Here is a 21,922-nt window from a genome sequence, read left to right on the forward strand (position 1 = left end):
ACAGTAAAAAAAATAATCCTGATTTAAAACGAGATATACGCTTAAGAAAGCGGGTATCGAAATTCCTTGAAGCACTACTTAGCATATTAAGCTCACTGTAAATTATTGCTATTAAAAGAATACTCTGTCAGCAAAAGAGTTCAACTAGTCTTCTCTTTAACGAGATGCTAGCGTACTTTAGATCTCTATTTATCACCATTAACCGTGTTGATACGAAAAATATACGGTTATTTTTCTACAAATGTACAGCTCGTTAAAATATTCTTATAGCAAAATATTTAATGTGAGTGGCGATGTGAGCGACATGACGTTTAAAGTGCATAAAACAGCGCGACCTGCGCATTAGTGCTCGAGGGATGTGAAATGAATAAGATTAAAGTAACTAGCAGAGCGTCACTTGGTTTGGTAGTGGCATTTTTTATGGCAGGGCAAGCTTTTGCTAAATCAGAATTTGAATATGGCCCGGTGTTCAGCTCTTTCGGAAAACATGCGCCAGTGGAAGGCGTTAGTTTTACTGAAAATCAGGCATTCAAGGTTGCGTTTGACGTAGCTAAAGCAGCAGGCCCTGGCGAGGTCAACCGCAAGTTTGAGTCGCTGGCTCGGTTTATCAATATGCACGTAGCTAACGGCGTGAAACAGGAAAACCTTTCCCTTGTGCTCGTAGTTCATGGCTCTGCCACAGAAGAAATGCTTAAAACAGCGAGCTTTAAGCAGCGCAAGGGGCAACCTAACGGTAATGAAGTGCTGCTGACTGAACTAATGAAACAAGGCGTTGAAGTTATAGTTTGCGGGCAGTCAGCTGCAGCCCATGGCGTTGAACAAAAAGCTATGATAGAGGGGGGAAAGATGGACTTATCAGCCATGACTGCCCACGCGCGCCTGGCACAAAAGGGGTATTCCGTTAATCCTTTTTAGGTTGTTTGATATGCGTAAGGATTTTGTTGTTATGAGTATATTAGCTTACGCGTAAACATAAGGTGGTCGGCTGTTTAAGGCACACAGGCGACTATCAGGTTTGCGAGCTCTTTCACTAGAGGCAAGTTTCGTTATGTTCAAGGCATAGTTAACTCAGACCAAAAAACGCTCTAGAAGTGAGATTAATCAACATCACTTTCAATCTACGTAAGTTTATTCGCTGTAATAACTTTGCGTTTAAAAGCTCTTCCAGAAAATAGCAATACCATTGCAATAAAGAAGCAAAAAAATGTGCTTAATTTTATACCTCTTTCTAACGTTCCAAAACTCGGAAAAAAACTGGGTAAAAGATGCGCACCTCTTTACCACTCCAATATGGTTTGAGGTAATCCAAAGCAAACGTTCTGTTTTTTAACCTTATCCTCGGACCGAGTGAAACTATATCTGAAACGTACTCAACGTTATCGACGCTGTAAGTGAACTCTATCATTGCTTCTTCAATGTAACCATTTCCAAGCCTTACTTTAACTCTATTAGTCGAAACAACTACCCCTTTAGTTTCGTTCCAAAAGTAAGAAGTAATACTTACCAACATCTCATATGTAGATAATGGCAAAAGAAACAAATTAAGGAACAAGCACGCTGTATAGAGTTTTTTATACTTAACCATACCTACTCAAAATGTGTGAAAAAGCCTTGGGCCAACAAAGTGAAATCGACCAAATCAAACCTTGCGCTACTGAACATGAGCTGCTAACTCGGGTTTCTTTACCTAAGAATGTAATGTCAATATGTGCTTATTCCTCACGGTAGTCTATTGAGATTCACTACCTAAATAACAAGCTTCAATATAGGTGCGCCATCTAGGCATGCGCTCAGCTCCCAGTGTTCTAAGCCTATTGATTTGCATGTTATATTTTTACTGGGATTTCCCAAGTTCTTTTAATACTTTGCATTGATTCAACAAACTCGAAACTAGCCTCCCAAAAATATTTATTTTCTGAAAAGAACGCTTTGTTTGTCGGCTCCATACCATGCGGGATAGCAAAACAAAAATTTAAGATTGTTTTACCGTCTACATGATTAATGTGTGTTGTTGCACTCGACTCCCAAACTATATCTTTTCGGCTGTCGTCGCCCCTCATTGTGCGATGCCATAGCGTAATTGATATTATTTTAACTCTATTAAAGTTTGGCTTTTCAATTTCAATAGAGCCTTTAAATTCTTCGCCAATTGTGCAGATTGATGGGGTTAATGTTAAGGGAGTCTTGCCCAGTTTATAAAATTTCCGCTTCTGATAAGCGCCAATCACCCATAGAAGAATTGAGAACGAAAAAAAGCCCGCAAAAAATAAGTATAGAGTGGGCGAGTTTGATTTAGTTGATGTAAAAAGAAGCGTCATTGCAGCAAAAAAACAAATTGCGCCAAAAATTTGAATGGCAATACCTGTTTTACTCTCTTTGCTATGTATAACTTTGTTGAGTTTATCCAGAAATTTTATTCCTTTAAAAATCGCCATGGCTGAATGTAAATCCAAAAGCTTATTACTGAAACTTCATAGTAATACTCATCTCCCATAAAAAACACGACCAGTGTTTATAGAGGAAAATCGATTAGACGTCCGGTTTGCCTATCTGCCTAGCGGCGAGCGTCGGCGGGCACCAATAGACAAGGTTCTGAACTGCAGTGTTTAGGCTGCAAGCTTCCGAGTTGTGCCAAAAGCTGCCGTTCAAATATTTTTAATTAAACGGCAGAAGAGTACATATAGCCGCCGCTAAAAAGGAATGCTTAAACATTCCAGTTATCTTTGTTTCAATTATTTAGATCTTTTCTTAACAGTTTAGCAATGTGCCACATATCCTGATCACCGTAATATTTTAACGAATTTCCAGTATGAACTATTACTATTTGTAAGTCCGGTATTACATAGATATTTTGACCAAGATTACCTGTTGCAAAAAACTGCTTTGTACCATCGCAGTTAACATGACCCCACCAATGAAAACTGTAATATGTTCTCTCACAATTATTGTTATTGAACCAGTCTGGATACATATCCGGCGAAGAGTTAGAAATTTCAGCAAGGCTTTGCTTTACCCATGACGCTGATATTAACTGCTTTCCCTGCAACTCGCCCTTATTAAGATACAACATACCAAACCTCGCGTAGTCAATAGCTCTAGCTATCAATCGGCTGGGCATGTATTCAAAACCAGACTCCCAGCTGTCTAGTGAGAAAAATGCATCGTATTCCATAATTTGTTGCCATAATTTTTCTTCTAGGTAATTGGATACGGTTTTACCCGTAGCATTTTCAATAATCATTCCTAGAAAATTTGTATTGTAATTGTTGTATTCGAAAAGCTCTCCGGGGCTATTTTCAACTTCGATATCGTTGAGCAGCCTATCTCGCATATGATTGTGATAATACCCAACAGCCTCGTCGTGCCAAGGTGAATGAATATTGGTAAAAGGTATGTAGTGAGTCGTATATTTCAACCCTGATCTCATTTCCAATAAATGACGAATAGTGATGCTATTAAACCTAATATCTCGCTCAGCTAAAATCGGTATGTATTTAACAATTGAGTCATCAACACTTTCGATAACGCCGTCATCAATCGCTACCCCAATTAAAAACGATATAAATGACTTAGCCATTGATTGAGAGTGAAAAAAGGATTCTCTTGAAAAACCATTAAAGTATTTTTCGTAGAGAATTTCGTCGTTACGAATGACGATAAGGGACGTAGTTTGAGACTTCAAAGCCCAGTCGTCGAAAGAATCAAAACCAGATACTTTTAGTCGTCTGTCAAATAGCGACTCAATATATTGCTCTTGGGATTTCAATTGGAATTTTGACGGTGAATTACTCTTTTCAATCGAACGCTTAGGGAAGAATTGATGATCGTTAATATCTGCAACATGCATTGTTGCTAATCGAAAAACATACGTTGGTGAATATTGTATGGAGAGCAGTAATGCAAATGCGCAGACAAAAGCAAAAAAGAATATCGTTAACGAGATTACTAATTTTTTCATAAACATTCCCTGTTATTCCCTTTTTGTCCCGTCAAAATAATACGCGATTACCAATATCTGTAAACTAATCGGTCGCTAACCCGATGAACGAAATAGTAAATTTGGTCCAAGCAAGTGTCCGCGTATTGCTTACAGCGGACAAGCGCGTTGGTAACTTCTAATTGAACTAAAGGTATAAAGCGGCAGCTTGCCTCCAATTTTGCGCGATGGACGCAGTACTAATTGTCAAAAAATATACGAAGTTGCTTAAGCATATGATACCTGCCCAAGCGCAATAATTTTCTCAAATGGCGTGGTGTCGGGTAACGTACCAAAAGCAAAACCGCAAGCATTGCTAAGTCGTGATTCGCAGAATGTGTGGGCAATATCTTTAAAGGCGTCGTTGTCGAGGGAAGTAGCAAGAAGAGAACATGCTTGTAGCGCTAGTGCCATTTGTTCTGTTAAATATCGGCTACGTGTTTCCATGTTCTGCGTATTTGATAGCTCGTCTAATAACTTACCTAGGTGAATATCGTAGTGCTTGTTTTTGCCTACTTGGGTTTTAAGCTCGCTAAATAAGGCCTGCTTAACATTAGGCTCTTTGGCGAGTGCGCGGAGTACGTCTAAGCATTGTACATTCCCACTTCCTTCCCAAATGGAGTTCAGTGGGGCTTGGCGGTAGTATCTTGGCATAGGGTTTTCTTCTACATAACCAATACCCCCTAAACACTCTTGTGCTTCGTTCACAAACTCAGGCGTGCGCTTACAAATCCAGTATTTTCCAATTGCTGTAGCCAGCCTTGCCAATGCTGCTTCATGGCTATCATTTTGTGTACTATCTACCGCTTTTGCCACGCGCATAGTAAGCGCTGTAGCAGCTGCGCATTCTATGGTTAAGTCTGCCAACACATTTTGCATTAAAGGCTGATTGATTAGCGTTTTGCCAAAGGCGTCGCGGTGACTGACGTGATGTAAGGCGTGAACCAGCGATTGTCGCATAAGTGCGGATGAACCAATCATGCAGTCTAATCGGGTTAATGACACCATATCGATGATCACTGGCACGCCACGGCCTTCTTCTCCGATAAGGTATGCCGTGGCGTCTTGAAACTCCACTTCAGAAGATGCATTGCTCCAGTCGCCTAACTTGTCTTTTAAGCGCTGAATTCGAACATTATTAAGTGTACCTTCTTCTAATACCCTTGGTAGTAAAAAGCAGCTTAGCCCGCTTTCAGCTTGGGCGAGTATGAGGTGCGCGTCGCACATGGGGGCAGAGAAAAAGAACTTGTGCCCTACAATACGGTAACTGCCATCGGCTTGTTTAGTCGCTTTAGTGGTATTACGCCTAACATCCGACCCGCCTTGTTTTTCTGTCATCCCCATACCGATAGTTAGTCCGTTTTTCTGGCTAGCCGGCAGAGAACGAGGGTCGTAAACGCCATTGATGACTTTATCTAAGTAGTAAGGTGGTAAGCTTTTTCCATACCGCATGGCCGGAATAGCCGCATGCGTCATGGTCAGCGGGCACGATGTACCAGATTCAGCTTGATAATGCATATACATAAGCGCTGCCCTGAAGGTGTGTGCGCCACTAATACCTTCATGCTTCCACGAATAGTTATGTACATTGTGCTGCATCGCACACTCCATAAGCGCGTGATAGCTGGGGTGAAAGTGAACATCGTCAATTCGGCGGCCATAGCGGTCAAATGCATGAAAGACGGGCTTATTTTGGTTAGCAAGTTCACCATGATTCATAAGTGCATCACCTGCAAGTTGACCATATCTATCTAGTAACCCTTCGTCATGCTGGTGGGATGGCGGCAAATGCTGATTTACAGACACACGTAGCAACGCATCATCACGCCACAAATTGTAGGGGACAGGAATGGAGGGTTGGTTTTCTACAACGTGCGTAACAAATCGGTTTGAAGAAGTCATGGCATTTCCACTTAGTGAATACATATAGCATATCTTTGGATTTCGCTTTTAGCGTAGGTATTACCTTAAATATTACATTTAATAATGCAAATTAATATTTGATGTAATGTTTGTGCCCGGCGCCTGTTTATATAATGATGAGCGAGTATATGTTTGGGCTTAAGCCAACTTATAGTTCGATTAAAAAATTAGTTTTATCCGAGACAAAGAAGTAAATAGAGTTTGCAATCAGAAAAAGAGAAAAAGCCCGTCGCACGAAAGCTACTGCTAAAGCTATTGGGGTCCCGTGACAATATTCAAATGAATGCCAGTGCAGCTGTTCGCGTAGGGGCACTGTTTGGTATTTCCGAAAACAACATCCGCGTTACGCTCACACGTTTGCAGTCTGCACAGCTTATTTCTTTGGTTGAACGCGGTTATTACAAACTGGGCGACAAGGGCATTCGTTTCGCAAAGGAAATACATCAGTGGCGAGAGGATGAGAATGAACTTGTTACTTGGCAAGACGATTGGGTTGTTGCTCAAACCAGTACTCTTCCAAAAAGTGATAAGAAGCAGCACAGAAATAATGAACGTGCACTCAAGCTTATGGGGATGAAAAAGCTAGCAAACGACGTTTACCTTAGACCTAACAATTTTTCAGGCGGAGCGGATGAAGTAAGAGACAAACTTTATGCACTAGGCTTGTCGAGTAAAACGCTAGTGTTTAGCGCTAACAACTTTGACAGTAGAACACAAAGCAAAGCGATGGGTTTGTGGCGCCACTTAAATTTAGAAACATTTTATGACGAAGGTTGCAGCGAGATTGAAAAATCGCTTGCTCGATTACCGTCTTTACCCCTTGAAGAAGCGACCAAAGAATCTTATGTGATAGGGGACAGGGCATTATATAACGTGGTTTTTGACCCTTTGCTGCCAACACCACTTGTAGATGTAGCAATGCGCGAGCGCTATCGAAATCTAGTAAAACGTTACGATGACGCTGGCGCACAAATATGGCACCAGTTTTTAAATCAACACTAAATACAAACGTGGCTAAAGAGCCTTTGTAGATTGTTAGTAATACTGTATATGCAGTTTAGTGTACTTCTGACACATAAATGTATTATGTGAGAGCAGCTAGAAAGATAAGTTGGCAAATAATAATTTGACCGTACACAACACTAAAAGTAATTAGCTCAAATGGAAGTAGCGTAAATGGAGAGAGAATGACCGCATCAAGACCGTTATTTAAACATATTCGCAATCATACCGCGCTGTTCAGTGAGCTTTCTCGATATAGGAACGCAGCGGTAGACACTTTAGGGTTTTCGGACTACGAATTTCATAAAACGCCAAAGTTCGTAACCGAAGATGGAAGCAGGCTGACCATAGAGCCTGAGCGAAGTATTGTATTACCCAAGGTCACCGCTTTATCGGGGCTGAAAAGTAAGCTGACACAGGCTATCCCCACAATACACATGGTTGAACATAGTGAGATAGGCTATCGCTACCCAACGGCAGCGTTAGCAGGACTAGACGCGCCATTCATTAAACGCATGCGTTCTGAGTATTTCCACAAAGTGGATGAAGATAGAAGTATATGTCGTCCTGTGAATTTGTCCTATGGAATAAAAAGTCGAGGAAAAGCTGACAACAGGCAAGAATACGAAGTGTGGATGCCAGACGAAGCGCCAGATCAGAATCCGCTTCCTTTGCTCATCAATGCCTATGGCGAAGACCTGCCCGATGATGTAAGACACTTTGTTGAACAGCCCTCAAGAGTACACGGTTGGATGGGGGTTAAGCGGGCGGCCTTTGAAGCGCTTTACACAAACAAACAACATTGTGGTGACTTGATCATTTGCGTTGCCATGAGTGTAGACGCCTACAATATTGGTGCTAAACCTGATCTAGCCTATTCTCCTGAAGCGGAAAGTTCTATCGCCGTAAGCAACGCTGAGTTTGAATGGGAAATTGAGGGGTACTATGCTCCGCGAGGTTGGGCGTTTGATCACGATGAAGTTTGGGCAGCTATAAATCACACGCTAGAAGCTATCAATGAGCCGCTAGATAGCTTATACGGCAAGGAAATTATTCCTATTGCTGAAAGCAAAACGGAGCGAATTTTGTCAACGCTAAAGTCACTAGGCGTTAAGCAAGAAGAGGTAGATGAACTCAATCTTCAGCCATGGGAGTTCATGCTTACTGAAAGCGAGCACAGGGTTAAAGCACACGATCCCAGTCGTTCCGTTAATTTATTGGGTAGACTCAATCGACTTTTTTACCAACCAGAACAGCAGTTACCTTCACTTAATTGGATGCATGACCTCATTTTATAGGTTTACACTTTAATATTACTCTGCTACTCAACTTGATTTCTTATTATTGACAAAACGAAGCGCGCTGAAAGCAATTTCATGCGCGTTTTTTTGTGCATCTCGACTCTACACCTGTAACTAAAAATACTTATATGTAAAATTTTATATAAAACATGTTAGTTTTTGTAAATAACTTTCATTTTTGACGTGATCTGTCTGTTTAATTCCAATTTTCTGTAATTAAATTACGAAAAAAGCTTTATTTTTTGAAAGTTTTGTTCATAATGTACACATCACTTAGGTGATATCTAATTTAGTTACAAAATAGGAATTCAAAAATGAAACTGTCCACTTTCGCTATTGCTCTAACACTATCTGTTGCTGCTACTCAATCTTTCGCAAAAGACGTAGTACTAAAGCCAATTAACGACAACATTGAAACACAAGCGTGTTTGACTGCGGCTAAAGAGGGTTTTGGCCCTGCATTGCGCCTTATTCGCGCAAATGGTTTTAACGCTGAAGAGTTCAGTGCATCTGTACGTTGTAACGGCGAGTCACTTCGCACTTTTGCTTACATGTACAAGAACAACAAAGCCACTGAAAACGCAAAAACTGTAGCACTTGTTGCTAAGAACCAAGACGTTGCGTCACAAGCTTGTTTAGAAGCACTTTCTGTAGGTAAAGATGCTGCACTAGCGAAGTTCGGTCTGGAAGGTGAAAACATTATCTGTAACCACAAAGAAATGTCTGACTTTGTGCGTGAATACAGCGCAGAAAACGTAGTAGTTCGCACTGCAGCTGAATAAGACTACGTTTTAGGGTAGCAACCTACTGCTAATATTTTGTACAGTTTCATGGCCTTTCGCTTGAAAGGGCGAAAGGCCTGACACTTTACGAGTTTTATTATTTACTCTCTTCTTTAATACTGGCTATTCTTGTCAATTGATACCCTTTACCATTGTAAATAAGTACAAGCCTTGACATGTATTTATTGTTTTTTAGCGGGATGAATTAAGTGAAATTCAGTCTGCCTTCCATCTAAATACATCACTTTCTCTCCGTCAAAAAACGCATCTTCTTCCAGCATTATTCGTATTTCTTTGTTCCATTCTTCAATAAAACTCGCTGCATTAAGCTCAATTGAATAGGCCGTCTGTGCAAACATTGGGTAGTCACCTTGAATCGGCACACCTTCTTGCGCATCCCACATTCCTATTGTTGGACCAGCCGCGTGCCCATGAAAACCAAGTGGGTGAGTATAAATTGCGGGGGAAATACCTTGTTCAATAGCCTGTTGTCGCGACCTACTCAAAATGGCATTGCCCGTTCTTCCTACTTTAAAATTGCTGGTCAAAATGTCTTGTAACTGATTTCCCAATTTTAGTGCTTTTTTAAGTGACGCAGGCGCGTCTTTTTCTCCAGGTTTCAGCACGTAAGCATGCTGCTGTTGATCAGTGTTAAGTCGCAAGTAGGTAATGCCAAAATCAACGTGTATCAGATCACCTGGCCGAATAATGTTTTCGCCAGGACGTTTGCTAAAAGCGGTTATCTGATCGAAGACATCATTGTCTTGCCGTTGTATCGAAACCGTAGGGTGAAACCAATTTGTGAGCCCTAGTGCACGAGTTTGATCGCGAAGCCACCAAACAACGTCGTCTGTAGTTGTTACGTTAGGTGTAATGACTTCATTTGAGAATGCCGTTGCTATAAGAGAGTGACCAATTTGAGTTAGAACTGGATAGTACTGCATTTCCAGGTCACTGCGCGTTTCTAACCAGCCTATAGCAAGCCTTTCACCACTCACAACACGGCTTTTCAGCTCATTAGAAAGTACACCCATAAATTTTTCGTGTTCGGTAGAAGTCATACCATCTGCAAGTGCAAATGCATCTGATGTATTAATAGCTATTTTCGAGGGGTTACGGGCTTCAATGATGTGCTTCAAGGCTTGCCACTGGTCGGGTTGAGCTTCTTTATCCCACGCTTTTTTAAATAGTGAGCCTACCGCGTATCTTGCTACGGCTAAGCGCTCTAGAGGTTGGCCGTTCATTGGGTTAAAAATAACTAACATGGTGTGACGTCTGGCAGAAATCCAAGTAGAAGGCAGCATGGTTTTCAAAACCGGGTCTTCGTTGTACTCCCGTGACATTAACACCCACATATCGATGCCCTCTCGCTCCATAATTTGGGGGAGTACATCATTGAAGCGCTGTTCAAGTATGCTATCGATTAGGACACTTCTTTCTTTCATCGAAAGCACAGAACTGGCTTGTACACTGAAACCAAAAAAGGTGAGTAGAAGAAATATAATTTTTTTCATATGCATTCCGTTGATTTGGCATTTATTTTTGTATTTACCAGCTATTCTCTATACCGTTAACATGTAAATTTCGCTTTGTATATATAAATCAATTAAATGGATGTCTTGATGAAATTGTCTGCTTGCTTTTGTTTGCTGTTTTGTTCGTTTGTGAGTTTAAAATCGTTTGCGCAAACATCGATTAAATGGGGCACTGACTATTGGCAAGGCTATACTGATTATGATGGAAGCGGCTTTTATAACGAGCTAATGCATCAAATTTTTCCAGAGCCTGAGTACGTATTAGACATCCACTATTATCCGTGGAAACGTGCGGTAAAGAATGTATTACAGGGTAATATTGATATGACAGGTGCTATGCATAAAACAGAAAGGCTCTACCACTCTAAGCAACCAGTACTTATCGATAGGGTAGTCATGGTAAGTCGTGTTGAAGATGCCCTTACGCAAAGCGCTCTAAATGACAAACTCGGCGCTTACCGTTCTGGTTATGAAGATATGGTGTACTATCCATATTTAGAAAAAGCGAAAATGGGGCTGGAAGTTGAAGATTCATATAAAGGCTTAACTTTATTGGCTATGAAAAAAATCGACTTCTATGTTGGAGCTGACAGTTTAGTGCAGCTTGCCTTAAATGAACGTGATGATAGATCGGAATACGAAGTATCAGAGATAGGCAGTTTTGAATTATATTGGTCTTTTGCTTTCACCGATCATGGTTTGGCGCTTAAAACAACATTTGATGAACAATTAGAAGTTCTGCGCGAGCAAGGTGTACTCGCGCAGCTTTACTATAAGTATGGCCTTACCATGCCTTTTTAAGTTTACTACCACAAGGTAGGTCAACAACATAATTCAGCAGTAGGAAACTACCTCAACTTCTATATTTTGCTGTGCCATGAAGTAAAAGCGTCTACCTGGCTCATAGTCACCGTGGCTGTAGGTATTGAAATTCAGGGCAAGCACCCGTTGTTCGGTCTTATTTAAATCTGGCACAACAATCCCGATATGATTAATGTTTGCCAAGGTTTTATAATCGCTTTGTATGTTATTGACTTTTTTAGGTCTATATAGCGCAAGGTAGTCCTTATTGCTTCCTACATGTACGGTGTAGCCGTCATTTTTCGCACCGCCGCTCCACCTTATTTTCCAGTCAAACAAAGTGCAGAGAAGGCTTGCTAGCTCATCTGGGTTTTCAACGGTGATATTTGTATGCTCTAAGTATGCCGTGGTCATGTATTTTTCCTTGTGTAGATAATCGACAAGAAAGAGCTTAATATCTAAAGCTAACTTTAGATCAAGTGTTTTTTAGCGGCAATTTAAAACAGGAGAAGTGGGAGGCGTTATGGCACCGGAACCTATGGTCAGTATTGGATTTATCGCAAAGCGTACAGGAAACGCAGTGTCATTAATTCGCTATTATGCAAATGAAGGCCTTATTCCTTCTGTACGCACAAGTGGCGGAAATAGAGCCTTTCCTCGCTCTGTTATTCGCAGGGTTTCTTTTATTTTAATAGCGCAAAACATGGGTTATTCCCTTGCTAATATAAAAGATCTGTTGTCTACACTTCCCGACAACAGAACGCCCACACAAGCTGATTGGGCAAAGTTAAGCAGGGTTTTTAATGAGCATATAGAAGCAAAAATAGCCGCGCTGACCAGTTTAAAGGCGTCGCTAGAGGGCTGTATTGGCTGTGGGTGTTTGTCATTAGAGCGCTGTAGGCTTTACAATAGCGACGATAAAGTGGCAGCCCAAGGTAGCGGTGCCCAGTTGCTCGATGAAAACGTGCAGTCTCAGTTTTTAGTTTCACACAAAAAGTAGCGCTTCATGCACCCAAAAAATCTCCATAAGAACGGCTATCCCATGGATGCGCTGTGCCAGTCATACCCTGCACTTAAGCCTTTTCTCGTTAAAGCTAAAAGTGGCAATACCAGTATAGATTTTACCAGCCCAAAAGCGGTGAAGGTGCTTAATGCGGCCTTACTTCATCACTATTATCGTCTTGAATATTGGGATATTCCTGATGGATATTTATGTCCCCCTGTACCTGGAAGAGCAGATTATATCCACGGTATTGCTGACTTATTAAAATTAAAAAGCAGCAGTGCGCAGGGCGGGCAGAGTCAAAACGGGAAAGACCAAAACGTTCGTGGGCTTGATATAGGCGTGGGCGCAAATGCTATCTATCCTATTATCGGCGTTTCATCCTATGACTGGTCGTTCGTAGGCAGTGATGTTGACGACGTCGCAGTAAAAAGTGCTAAAGCTATTGCTAGTAAAAATAGTGTGTTAGCCCATAAATTCCAAGTGCGTAAACAAGCGAATAGAGCAAGTATTTTCAACGGCGTGATTGAAGCAAATGAACGGTTTACGTTTACTATGTGCAATCCTCCGTTTCACAAGTCTGCGCAAGATGCACTGTCTGGCACGCAAAGGAAGACATCTAATTTAACCCGTAACAAAAAGAAACGAAGTGGTGCAAAGTTCACTGATAATCGGGATCAAGGTTTTGGGCGTCGTACATCTAAGCTAAAAGGTCAAAATGCTTCTTACCAAGGTAATGACGCGAACTTGAATTTTGCGGGGCAAGCCAATGAACTGTGGTGCGAAGGCGGTGAACTTGCTTTCATTCAGCGCATGATTCAAGAAAGTGTCTCTGTGAAAGGCAACGTAGAATGGTTTACCTGCTTAGTGTCGAAAAGTGCTCATTTGAAACCGCTAAAAACCAGCATTAATTATTATGGTGCGACGCAGTGTAAAGTCATTGATATGGGGCAGGGGAGCAAGCTAAGCCGCTTCTTAGCGTGGTCTTTTTCTGACTAAATTCATACGAATGTTGATTTGACAGCGTAGGTGATGTGAACAACTATTGTCGTAAAGGTTTGTTCTTAAATAGCACGTCTTCATTATTGTGAAATTCAAGCTCCCGACGTCTTTAATTGTTTTCTTTGAGGTTCAATGAAAAACCGTCCCTTTTCTTTATTCAACATAACCTGTCTATGTTCTTTAATTATTGTGTTTTTGGGTCTTTCGAGTGCTGCTTCGTGGGGCGAAAGCTACCGCGTTGAGAAGTGGAGTGTGGCTGGCGTACCGACCTATGATGTAGGGCAATATGTATCGGCAAAAGGGTTGCCTCAGATATCTATCAAATCAATAGTCAAAGATAACAATGGCTTTGTGTGGCTTGGCACAGAGAACGGACTTGCTCGATTTGACGGACGCAAATTCGAGTTTTTCAATACCATCAATACACCTGAGTTAGGCTCTAACTGGATCAATGCACTGTTCCTTGATAACACAGGACGACTTTGGATAGTAACAGGCGTCGGGTTAGTGAGCTTCGATGATGGTAAGTTTGAGGCATTTAGCGCTAATTTTGATGACAAACCAATAAAGCAAGTTATCGCCGATGCTAAAAACGCGGTGTGGGTAATTACTGATTCACTATGGTCACTTCAAGGCGACAGAGCCAAGCCTTACAGTTACGCAGATATTACTTTTACAAACTCGTATTATGATAGTCGTAATTTGTGGTTGCTAACGACTCAAGGTGAGTTGCTGCAGACCAGTCTTACGTCCTCAGTGCAAGAGAAGTGCCGCTACCCCATTGGCGCTTTTGCCAATGCAGAACGTCTGTTAGTGCAAAAAGATACAGTCTACATATTGCAAAAGCAAAAACTTCATCGCTTCACACTATCATCTGAAAGCTGTCTTTTTAAGACAATGCCAGCCTTTGCTGAAATTAAATTTAAGAGCCTATTTAGCACTCAAAACGGGGGCGTAGTGGCGGTTTCGGATAAAGGCCAGCTTCTTGATATTTCTTCAGAAGCTGAGCCTACTTTCAATAGCTTAACACCGTTTGTAGATAATAACCTTCTGCTCGACAATAGCGTGCTTCTTAACGATGAAGAGACGTGGTTTCTTGGTACGAAAGCTAATGGGTTAGTAATATACTGGAAAACGAACGTACGGCGTGTAGCTCCTACACAAAATATATCTAGTGCTCGTATATGGTCCTTTTTTGCCCGGGAAGATCGCTTGTACACAGCAACGAATAAAGGTGTGTTTGAAAGTAAGTCCGAAGACGACTGGTCACTAATAGTTCCTCCCAGCGCAGTAGAAGGTAACGATGCTTATAGTATTTTTGAAGGTAACGGCGAATTCTGGGTTGGCACTCGAAGAGGCCTTTTTAGGAGCAAGAACGGAGCATCACAGTTTGAGGCGATACCTGAATTTACAGGTCTGCAAATAAATACCTTATACCAAGGAGAAGATGCGTTTTATGTAGCGACGACAAAGGGCCTGTTCCAATTTGACGGTGTCGATTTTAAGTCCGTTCCACTATTTGAAAAGCAATCAGTTCGCAGCATCTTGACAGCGAAGGACGGTGTACTGTGGGTAGGCACAGAGTCAGGATTGTTTAGTCAAACAGATGGGAAGTGGCGGGAAGTAGAGTTACTTAACGGTACCAGTGTGTTTGCTTCTTCACTACTTGAGTTAAATGATGGAAGGCTTTTCGTAGGAACTTACGGTCAGGGTTTGTTGATGCTTGATGAAAGTAAGCAGTGGCGCTCATTTAACATTAAGAACGGACTACCATTTCAAAATTTTTTCAGTGTAACAACCCGTGGTAATAAACTTTGGTTAAGCGGTGCAAGTGGCGTTGCGTATGTGGAAATCGACGATATTACTGACTCGCATGTAAAGAGCACTGTTGTCTTGCGAGATGATGGTACCTTCAGCGCACGAGCCGATTTGAGATGTTGTAATGGCGCGGGTAATTTAAGATCTATAGTGTTTAAAGATACCCTATATTTGCCAACATTAAACGGTGTAGTAGCGGTTCAAAAAAGTGAAAACCATGAGTTAGCGGCGCGAACTATCATTACGGGTGTTTATGTTGATGGCAAACGAGAAAATAATTACAGCAATCGAATAAATCTCAACACAAAGAGAAATGCAGAGATTATTTTTTCACGTCCCATTTTTTCGGCAGAGTCGGTCCCAGAATATCGATATCGTTTAGATGACAGTGATTGGATATATTCCGGTTCAAGAGAAGAGGCTTTTTTAGCTAAGTTGTCAGCGGGAGAAACGGTTTTTGAAGTCCAGTCTAGAATTGATGGCGAGGGTTGGCTGCCTGGAGACGCAATAGTACTTTATGTAACGCCTCATTGGTGGGAGTCTAACTGGGCTAAGCTAGTCGGCGTTTTAGCCTTGCTTGCAGTTTTTTATATTATTTACCGCCTTCGCATTGCTTCGTATCGACAACGAAACGAGATACTTGAAGCTAGAGTCAATGAGCGTACTGCCGCTTTTGAGCGCGTAAACAGCGAGCTTCAACAAAAAAACAAAGCGCTAGAAGAGGCGGCAATTACCGACCCTCTAACAGGTTTATACAATCGAAGAGCAGTTAAAAACTTCGCACCCAAGATCTTTGAAGCAGTAAATGCGAAAACAGAACAGCAGGATGCGTCAGATGGCGTCGAAGAAGTGTGCGCTATTTTTCTTATAGACCTTGATAACTTTAAACAACTAAACGACACATACGGTCATGATAAGGGTGATAGTGCACTTCATCATGTTGGCCAAGCGCTACGAACAGTCAGTCGAAACACTGATAGGTTAATAAGGTGGGGTGGAGAAGAGTTTTTGTTAGTCGTCCCGTCAATAAATCCAAACGATATTGGTGAGTTTAATAAGCGACTTCATAACGCTATAGCGACGCTTCACCATGTTTTGGAACTACCTAAGCCCATTACAATGTCAATAGGAGCAACTAAGCTTCCTTGGGATGATTGTATGCTAGATTCAAAGGTATGGGAACATGCCATTTTGATTGCGGACTGGGCATTGTATCAAGCTAAAAATAATGGTCGAAATACCACTATTTTTATTAATGCATTTAAAGAGATGGCAGCGTGGACAGACTGGAGTGTCAATGGTCTTTCCAACGCTGCAAATAAAGGTCTACTGTTGTCTACATCGCTAAAAAATAAAAGCGATGATTAGTACGAGCTTATTGGATTAAAAGCTAAAGGTTTTCGACACACCAAACACAATGCGCTCATCGGCGGTATCAAAATCAAGATTTGTGTTTTCAGCAGCAATTTCGAAATCAAAACCTTCGTAGCTTGTCTGATAAGCCAAACGGTAGTGGTAGAAAGAGGTGTCATCACCATTCCACAGCCACTTGTCACTGTCTAGTGAATTAGACACGTCAAAGCTTGCACGTAAATGATGGTTGGGTGCTAGTTCAAAGGTATGAGCAACCATTGCGATAGCGTGTTTTGCGCCTGTTCCAAAGTAATCCCACGTGTACCAGAAGTTTAGTTCTGAGCTACCGTAGTCACTGGCATAACCAAACTTGGTATACACCTCTGGGTAATTGCCATCACTTGAATCATCGCCACCGTGATAAGAGTAATAAGCGATGCCGTAGTCCAAACTCACCGTTTCGGTTAGCATTTGGTAACGACCCACGTAAAAATCCCATTCAAGGTTTGTATCGCCACCAAAATCTACATTAGATGCCCACGTGCCTGCATAAGTGCCGTTATCAAATGCTTTATCAACGCCACCTTGTAGTGCAGGGTCGTTTTGCGTTTGGCTAACGCCGTTGAAGGTATAATCTGAAACCGCAGAGATATTGGCGCTCCAATCAGCGAACGTGGCTGAAGAATATAACGCTGCGACAATAGCCACTGTGAAAATATGCGTGGATGTAAAATAAGAATTCAATTTTTTCATTGTTAAACACCTGTTTTTATCGTTGTTTTATTTGGCCCGTTTTCTATTTAATACGCTTTTAGGCAGATATCGGGCAACACTTACCCTCATTGGCTCAAACTGAGCCAATGTTAACGAGGTAAGAAGTGATTTGATTAGTTAAGATTTTCTATCTTGGTAAAGTCAATTTTGTTTTCTTTCGGCGATGTTTTAATGGCCGTCACCGATTTAAACTTCTGACTTAAAATGAAAGCAAAGCAGCTGAAGAAGATAGCGATTACTAACGCACCCACCCACTGAATTTGCAAGAAATCTAGTTTGAACAGCAGTGTAAGTAACGACAGTGCGACTATGTTCAGAGCAATGTAGTTACCTTTACCAATGCGCTCCACAGTCATATTAAGGTTGTCGGTATAAAGTCTTATTAGTGAATCAAGTGAGTTGATTACAAAAACGATACCTACAAATACCATCGCCATATTGGTTATTCCTTCTGTAGGAATACCGGCACTGTGATAGTGGTACAACACTGAAAACCAGGCAGCGATAGGGATAGATGGGATAACCATCATAGCCAGCATAACTTGGTAAGTTTTAAGGCCGCCCACAAAACGAGACGTAAACTGACCAATCATGATGCTCCAGCTGAACCACCAAAATAGATAGAACTCGTGATACTCATTAATGGGTAGTACGAAGTTATCGATGTTCGCAAAGTACCCGCCAATAAGACCTAAATTGGTAAAATAAGCCGTTATCTCACTTTCGCCAAACACAAATGCTGCGGCCCACATGCCAATAATTAGGGCAATGAATACCCATGTGGTTGTAAGGCTTAAAATACGCACGTACTTAATACTAGTACTTGAATAGACCGCAAAGGCAATGGCTGCGAATACGATTAGGTAGAACGCAGGTACTACAGATTCACCATCACCTACAGACGGCAAATACCATGGAAGGTTAGACAGCAGTAAAAACGCCGTGAAGGCACAGGTGCCGATGATTACAACGTTGTTTACGAACTTAACAACCGGAAGCTCGAAAAACTTTACTTTCGGCTCGATTACGCAGAAATAAAAACAAGTAAGAAAGTAAAACCCCCAAATTAAGAACCCCCAAAACCCAAACTCAATGGCGAGCGGATTGGTGAAGGCATATTCAGGACTTGCGCTTATGTCAGCATAACCAGCAAATTCAGTGAGCGGGAACATAATAAGGCCCACGTCCAAACCTGAGGTAAAAAGAATAGCAATAAAGGTAAAGGTTCTAACCGGCGTTACGCCGACCACTTTCATATTGCCCCATTTAAACAAAATATAGGCTACAGAAAGTAGAGTGAAAATAATGCCTGCACTAAGCCATACTGTCATTATCACCCTCCCAGTATTGATAAAAATAAAGCATGTTTTTTCCTTTTTTTCGTTATTCAACAGTCCACCCAGCTACACGCATCGTCACCTTTAACGGCGGCATATAGGCACTGTGGAAGGTGTGCTTGCTGTAGAACAAGCACACTGGTGCGAAATCGTTTTAACGTTTAGCGTTGCTCGGTTTGCCAATTAGGGTGGATGTCTACCGCCACATTTTGTGGTGGCAAAGCGGGTCTACCCAGAATGATGTCTGCCGCCTTCTCCGCCACCATGATGGTCGGCGCATTTAGGTTTCCGTTCGGAATAGTGGGGAAGATAGAAGAGTCCACCACTCGCAACCCTTCAATGCCATGAACATTGGTTTGAGAGTCAACCACTGCCATCTCATCTTCGCCCATTTTGCACGAACACGACGGATGGTAAGCACTTTCAACGGCTTCACGCACAAAAGCGTCTATTTCTTCATCCGTCTGAATGTGCTCGCCAGGCTGAATTTCGCCGTCTCTGAAGTCGTCGAATGCTGACTGTGCGATGATTTCTCGTGTAAGTCTTACGCATGCTCTAAACCCTTCGATATCATCTGGATGCTGCAAGTAGTTAAACAAGATTTTAGGCGGAACCGTCGGGTTAGCCGACTGAAGGGTTACGCTACCTCTACTTTTAGGTTTGTTGTGACCTACGTGCACTTGAAAGCCATCGCCATCAAACGCTGACTTTCCGTCGTATCGAATAGCGGCAGGCAAGAAGTGGTACTGAATGTCAGGCCACTCCACGTCTGCTTTCGAGCGAATGAACGCGCAAGATTCAAAGTGATTCGTAGCGCCTAACCCAGAACGGTCAAGCAACCAGCGAGCGCCGATCAACCCTTTTGAAATTAAGCCCAGTTTGCGATTTAACGTTATTGGCTGTTTGCACTTGTACTGGAAATAAAATTCCAAATGATCTTGCAGGTTTTGACCTACACCCGGCAGGTGGTGCTTAACATCGACACCTGCTTTTTCAAGAATCTCTTTGTCGCCAATTCCAGAAAGCTGCAGGATGTGTGGCGAGCCAATAGAGCCGGCACTTAAAATCACTTCGTTAGATGTGGCGGCAGTTTCAGTTTTACCGTTAACCACATATTCAACGCCTTTTGCGACTTTATCTTCAAGCACAACTTTAGTAACCAGCGCGCCAGTCACTATGGTTAAATTCTTACGCGATTTTACCGGGTCAAGATATTCACGGCTTGCCGAACTGCGTACGCCGTCTTTCACGGTCATATGCATAGGCCCGAAGCCTTCTTGCTGCTTGCCATTGTAATCGCTTGTGATGTCGTAGCCCGCCTGTTCGCCGGCTTTAATGAAGGCCGTATAAAGCGGGTTCTTCATTTCGTTACCGTTGTTAACGCCGAGTTCACCATTGCCACCTCGGTAAGCGTCGTTACCTTTGTACCAGGTTTCAGCTTTTTGGAAATAGGGTAGGCACGCCTGATAATTCCAGCCCTCTGCGCCGTGAGCTTCCCATTCATCAAAGTCTTTAGCGTGGCCGCGTACGTATACCATTCCGTTAATGGATGATGAGCCGCCCAACACTTTACCGCGGGGGCAGTGCATTTCACGGTTGTTTAAATATGGCTCTTTTTCAGTGTTGAATTGCCACGCATACTTGTCGGTATTCATAGGAATAGACAGCGCCGTTGGCATCTTGATGAAAATGCTTTTATCTGAGCCACCGGTTTCCAGTAACAACACCTTGTGCTTTGGGTTTTCTGATAATCGGTTCGCTAGCACGCAGCCGGCAGAACCAGCTCCAACAATAATGTAATCAAATGTATGCATATGTACTCCTACTGCGGCTTAAAACGGGCTCTCAATTTGGCTCATACCTACATAAACCGATTTGGTCTGTGTGTAGCTATTAAGCGTTTCAACGCCGTTTTCACGTCCAATGCCAGACTGTTTGTAGCCGCCTACAGGCATTTCAGCCGGAGAGTTACCATATGCATTTATCCAGCAAATACCGGCTTGAAGTTGGTGGATAACGCGGTGTGCGCGCTGGATATCCTTACTAAATACACCGGCGGCTAAACCTAGCTCAGTGTCATTCGCCCGTGCGATCACTTCGTCTTCATCATCGAAAACCAAAACGCTCATTACTGGCCCGAAGATCTCTTCTTTAACGATAGTCATATCGTCAGTGCAGTCGGTGAAAATTGTTGGTTCAACAAAATAGCCATTTGGTGCAGATGCCGGAGAGGCAGCGTTCCCGCCGGTTAACAGCGTTGCGCCTTCTTCTTTTCCTTTGGCAATATAGCCAAGTACCAGTTCTTGGTGCTTTTTAGAAATAAGTGCGCCTAGGTTTACGTTAGGGTCAAGCGGGTCGCCCATAACAATATTGTTTTCGGTACGGGTTTTTAGCTCATCAATAAAGGCTTGATACACAGAACGTTGAACGTAAACACGGGTACAGTTAGTGCAGATTTCACCTTGGGTGTAGAAATTACCAAGCATAGCGGCGCTGATAGCTTGGCTAATGTCGGCATCTTCGAATACCACAAGCGGTGACTTCCCGCCAAGCTCCATTGTCACGTCTTTTAAGTTCGACGCAGCGGCGCTTTGCATCACTTTTTTACCTGTGCCTACCTCACCGGTAAACGATACTTTCTCTATGTCAGGGCTGTTTGTAAGCCACTGACCTACTTGTGCTGCGCCTTGAACCACATTAAATACGCCGTCAGGTACGCCAGCTTCGGTGAAAATTTCAGCCAGTTTAAGCGCACCCATTGGGGTTTCTTCTGACGGCTTAAATATAAACGCATTGCCTGCGGCAAGGGCGGGGCCTGATTTCCAGCAAGCGATTTGAATAGGGTAGTTCCATGCGCCAATACCGGCACAGATACCTAGCGCTTCTTTGCGCGTATAGAAGAAATCGCCACCCACAGGTTGCTGGGTACCTAGTTGAGTAGGAGCAAGGCCGGCATAGTACTCAATGACATCAGCACCAGTTTCAATATCAACACAGTCGGCTTCTTGAATAGGCTTGCCGGTATCGAGTACTTCAAGCTTTGCGAGTTCGTCATTACGCTCACGAAGCAATGCAACCGCTTTATTAAGAATGCGGGTTCTTTCAATTGGCATCATTGCTGACCACACTGAAAAACCCTCTTTAGCGCTTTTAATTGCTTCTTGTTGAATAAACTCATCAGCCACTTCTACGTGGTAAATTACCTCACCGGTTGCGGGGTTGGTTACTGCAAAGGTTTCTTTGCTTTTGTTTGCCATCGGCTTGCCGTGAATGAAATTCTGATAAGTCGGTAATGACATGCATAAACTCCTACTT

Annotated in this window: 17 protein-coding genes; 8 read left to right on the forward strand and 9 right to left on the reverse strand. The window is 42.4% G+C overall.

Going from position 1 to position 21,922, the window contains the following annotated elements; translation table 11 throughout:
* Positions 1–363: 363 nt before the first annotated feature.
* Positions 364–915: a DsrE family protein gene (locus E5672_RS10310; RefSeq protein WP_136782115.1), complete on the forward strand. Its 552-nt coding sequence runs from the start codon at positions 364–366 to the stop codon at positions 913–915.
* Positions 916–1,826: 911 nt separating this feature from the next.
* On the opposite strand, the gene E5672_RS10315 is transcribed toward E5672_RS10310, so the two are convergent.
* The 3 genes from E5672_RS10315 to E5672_RS10325 all read right to left on the reverse strand — a co-directional run bounded on the left by E5672_RS10315 (position 1,827) and on the right by E5672_RS10325 (position 5,878).
* On the reverse strand, positions 1,827–2,435 hold the full coding sequence (locus E5672_RS10315; RefSeq protein ID WP_136782116.1) for a hypothetical protein: 609 nt from the start codon (positions 2,433–2,435) through the stop codon (positions 1,827–1,829).
* Positions 2,436–2,728: 293 nt separating this feature from the next.
* Positions 2,729–3,958: a serine hydrolase domain-containing protein gene (locus E5672_RS10320; RefSeq protein ID WP_161569388.1), complete on the reverse strand. Its 1,230-nt coding sequence runs from the start codon at positions 3,956–3,958 to the stop codon at positions 2,729–2,731.
* A 246-nt stretch (positions 3,959–4,204) separates the two neighbouring features.
* Positions 4,205–5,878, reverse strand: a complete 1,674-nt coding sequence (locus tag E5672_RS10325; RefSeq protein WP_136782118.1) for an acyl-CoA dehydrogenase family protein — start codon at positions 5,876–5,878, stop codon at positions 4,205–4,207.
* A 222-nt stretch (positions 5,879–6,100) separates the two neighbouring features.
* On the opposite strand from E5672_RS10325, the gene E5672_RS10330 reads away from it, so the two are divergent.
* The 3 genes from E5672_RS10330 (at position 6,101) to E5672_RS10340 (ending at position 8,984) form a co-directional block, all read left to right on the forward strand.
* Positions 6,101–6,901: a PaaX family transcriptional regulator gene (locus tag E5672_RS10330; RefSeq protein ID WP_136782119.1), complete on the forward strand. Its 801-nt coding sequence runs from the start codon at positions 6,101–6,103 to the stop codon at positions 6,899–6,901.
* A 185-nt stretch (positions 6,902–7,086) separates the two neighbouring features.
* Entirely contained in the window at positions 7,087–8,199 is a 1,113-nt protein-coding gene (locus tag E5672_RS10335) for a hypothetical protein (RefSeq protein ID WP_136782120.1), read from the forward strand.
* Between the two features lie 317 nt (positions 8,200–8,516).
* Positions 8,517–8,984 (forward strand): DUF3718 domain-containing protein, encoded by a 468-nt coding sequence (locus E5672_RS10340; RefSeq protein ID WP_136782121.1) that lies wholly within the window; start codon positions 8,517–8,519, stop codon positions 8,982–8,984.
* A gap of 182 nt (positions 8,985–9,166) precedes the next feature.
* Here the strand turns inward: E5672_RS10340 and E5672_RS10345 are convergent, their stop codons facing one another.
* Positions 9,167–10,498: a M24 family metallopeptidase gene (locus E5672_RS10345; RefSeq protein WP_136782122.1), complete on the reverse strand. Its 1,332-nt coding sequence runs from the start codon at positions 10,496–10,498 to the stop codon at positions 9,167–9,169.
* Positions 10,499–10,606: 108 nt separating this feature from the next.
* On the opposite strand from E5672_RS10345, the gene E5672_RS10350 reads away from it, so the two are divergent.
* A complete protein-coding gene (locus tag E5672_RS10350) occupies positions 10,607–11,320 on the forward strand; it encodes a substrate-binding periplasmic protein (protein ID WP_161569389.1) in 714 nt (237 codons plus the stop codon).
* Between the two features lie 33 nt (positions 11,321–11,353).
* Here E5672_RS10350 and E5672_RS10355 read toward each other — a convergent pair whose 3' ends face one another.
* Positions 11,354–11,734, reverse strand: coding sequence for a VOC family protein (locus E5672_RS10355; RefSeq protein WP_136782124.1), 381 nt, complete (start codon positions 11,732–11,734; stop codon positions 11,354–11,356).
* A gap of 109 nt (positions 11,735–11,843) precedes the next feature.
* Here E5672_RS10355 and soxR point away from each other — a divergent pair, with 109 nt between their 5' ends.
* From soxR to E5672_RS10370, 3 genes are all read left to right on the forward strand, one after another.
* Entirely contained in the window at positions 11,844–12,320 is a 477-nt protein-coding gene (gene soxR, locus E5672_RS10360; protein ID WP_136782125.1) for a redox-sensitive transcriptional activator SoxR, read from the forward strand.
* A 6-nt stretch (positions 12,321–12,326) separates the two neighbouring features.
* Positions 12,327–13,322: a 23S rRNA (adenine(1618)-N(6))-methyltransferase RlmF gene (rlmF, locus tag E5672_RS10365; protein ID WP_136782126.1), complete on the forward strand. Its 996-nt coding sequence runs from the start codon at positions 12,327–12,329 to the stop codon at positions 13,320–13,322.
* A gap of 135 nt (positions 13,323–13,457) precedes the next feature.
* Positions 13,458–16,511: a ligand-binding sensor domain-containing diguanylate cyclase gene (locus E5672_RS10370; protein ID WP_136782127.1), complete on the forward strand. Its 3,054-nt coding sequence runs from the start codon at positions 13,458–13,460 to the stop codon at positions 16,509–16,511.
* Positions 16,512–16,526: 15 nt separating this feature from the next.
* Here E5672_RS10370 and E5672_RS10375 read toward each other — a convergent pair whose 3' ends face one another.
* From E5672_RS10375 to betB, 4 genes are all read right to left on the reverse strand, one after another.
* On the reverse strand, positions 16,527–17,249 hold the full coding sequence (locus E5672_RS10375) for a TorF family putative porin (protein ID WP_136782128.1): 723 nt from the start codon (positions 17,247–17,249) through the stop codon (positions 16,527–16,529).
* Positions 17,250–17,383: 134 nt separating this feature from the next.
* The gene (locus E5672_RS10380; RefSeq protein ID WP_136782129.1) at positions 17,384–18,601 is read right to left on the reverse strand and encodes a BCCT family transporter; all 1,218 of its coding nucleotides are present in this window, start codon (positions 18,599–18,601) and stop codon (positions 17,384–17,386) included.
* A 167-nt stretch (positions 18,602–18,768) separates the two neighbouring features.
* Positions 18,769–20,421 carry a choline dehydrogenase gene (betA, locus tag E5672_RS10385; RefSeq protein WP_136782130.1) on the reverse strand — a complete coding sequence of 551 codons (1,653 nt, stop codon included), beginning with the start codon at positions 20,419–20,421 and terminating at the stop codon, positions 18,769–18,771.
* An 18-nt stretch (positions 20,422–20,439) separates the two neighbouring features.
* Entirely contained in the window at positions 20,440–21,906 is a 1,467-nt protein-coding gene (gene betB / locus E5672_RS10390; protein ID WP_136782131.1) for a betaine-aldehyde dehydrogenase, read from the reverse strand.
* Positions 21,907–21,922 lie beyond the last annotated feature (16 nt).

Origin of the sequence: Alteromonas portus (assembly GCF_005117025.1) — a bacterium.
In the GTDB taxonomy this organism is placed as follows: domain Bacteria; phylum Pseudomonadota; class Gammaproteobacteria; order Enterobacterales; family Alteromonadaceae; genus Alteromonas; species Alteromonas portus.

Coding starts and splice junctions, on each gene's coding strand:
- E5672_RS10370 (WP_136782127.1), top strand. CDS start 13,458: ATGAAAAACCGTCCCTTTTCTTTATTCAACATAACCTGTCTATGTTCT.
- E5672_RS10355 (WP_136782124.1), bottom strand. CDS start 11,734: ATGACCACGGCATACTTAGAGCATACAAATATCACCGTTGAAAACCCA.
- E5672_RS10310 (WP_136782115.1), top strand. CDS start 364: ATGAATAAGATTAAAGTAACTAGCAGAGCGTCACTTGGTTTGGTAGTG.
- E5672_RS10375 (WP_136782128.1), bottom strand. CDS start 17,249: ATGAAAAAATTGAATTCTTATTTTACATCCACGCATATTTTCACAGTG.
- rlmF (WP_136782126.1), top strand. CDS start 12,327: ATGCACCCAAAAAATCTCCATAAGAACGGCTATCCCATGGATGCGCTG.
- soxR (WP_136782125.1), top strand. CDS start 11,844: ATGGCACCGGAACCTATGGTCAGTATTGGATTTATCGCAAAGCGTACA.
- E5672_RS10380 (WP_136782129.1), bottom strand. CDS start 18,601: ATGACAGTATGGCTTAGTGCAGGCATTATTTTCACTCTACTTTCTGTA.
- E5672_RS10320 (WP_161569388.1), bottom strand. CDS start 3,958: ATGAAAAAATTAGTAATCTCGTTAACGATATTCTTTTTTGCTTTTGTC.
- betB (WP_136782131.1), bottom strand. CDS start 21,906: ATGTCATTACCGACTTATCAGAATTTCATTCACGGCAAGCCGATGGCA.
- E5672_RS10350 (WP_161569389.1), top strand. CDS start 10,607: ATGAAATTGTCTGCTTGCTTTTGTTTGCTGTTTTGTTCGTTTGTGAGT.
- E5672_RS10340 (WP_136782121.1), top strand. CDS start 8,517: ATGAAACTGTCCACTTTCGCTATTGCTCTAACACTATCTGTTGCTGCT.
- E5672_RS10325 (WP_136782118.1), bottom strand. CDS start 5,878: ATGACTTCTTCAAACCGATTTGTTACGCACGTTGTAGAAAACCAACCC.
- E5672_RS10335 (WP_136782120.1), top strand. CDS start 7,087: ATGACCGCATCAAGACCGTTATTTAAACATATTCGCAATCATACCGCG.
- E5672_RS10345 (WP_136782122.1), bottom strand. CDS start 10,498: ATGAAAAAAATTATATTTCTTCTACTCACCTTTTTTGGTTTCAGTGTA.
- E5672_RS10315 (WP_136782116.1), bottom strand. CDS start 2,435: ATGGCGATTTTTAAAGGAATAAAATTTCTGGATAAACTCAACAAAGTT.
- betA (WP_136782130.1), bottom strand. CDS start 20,421: ATGCATACATTTGATTACATTATTGTTGGAGCTGGTTCTGCCGGCTGC.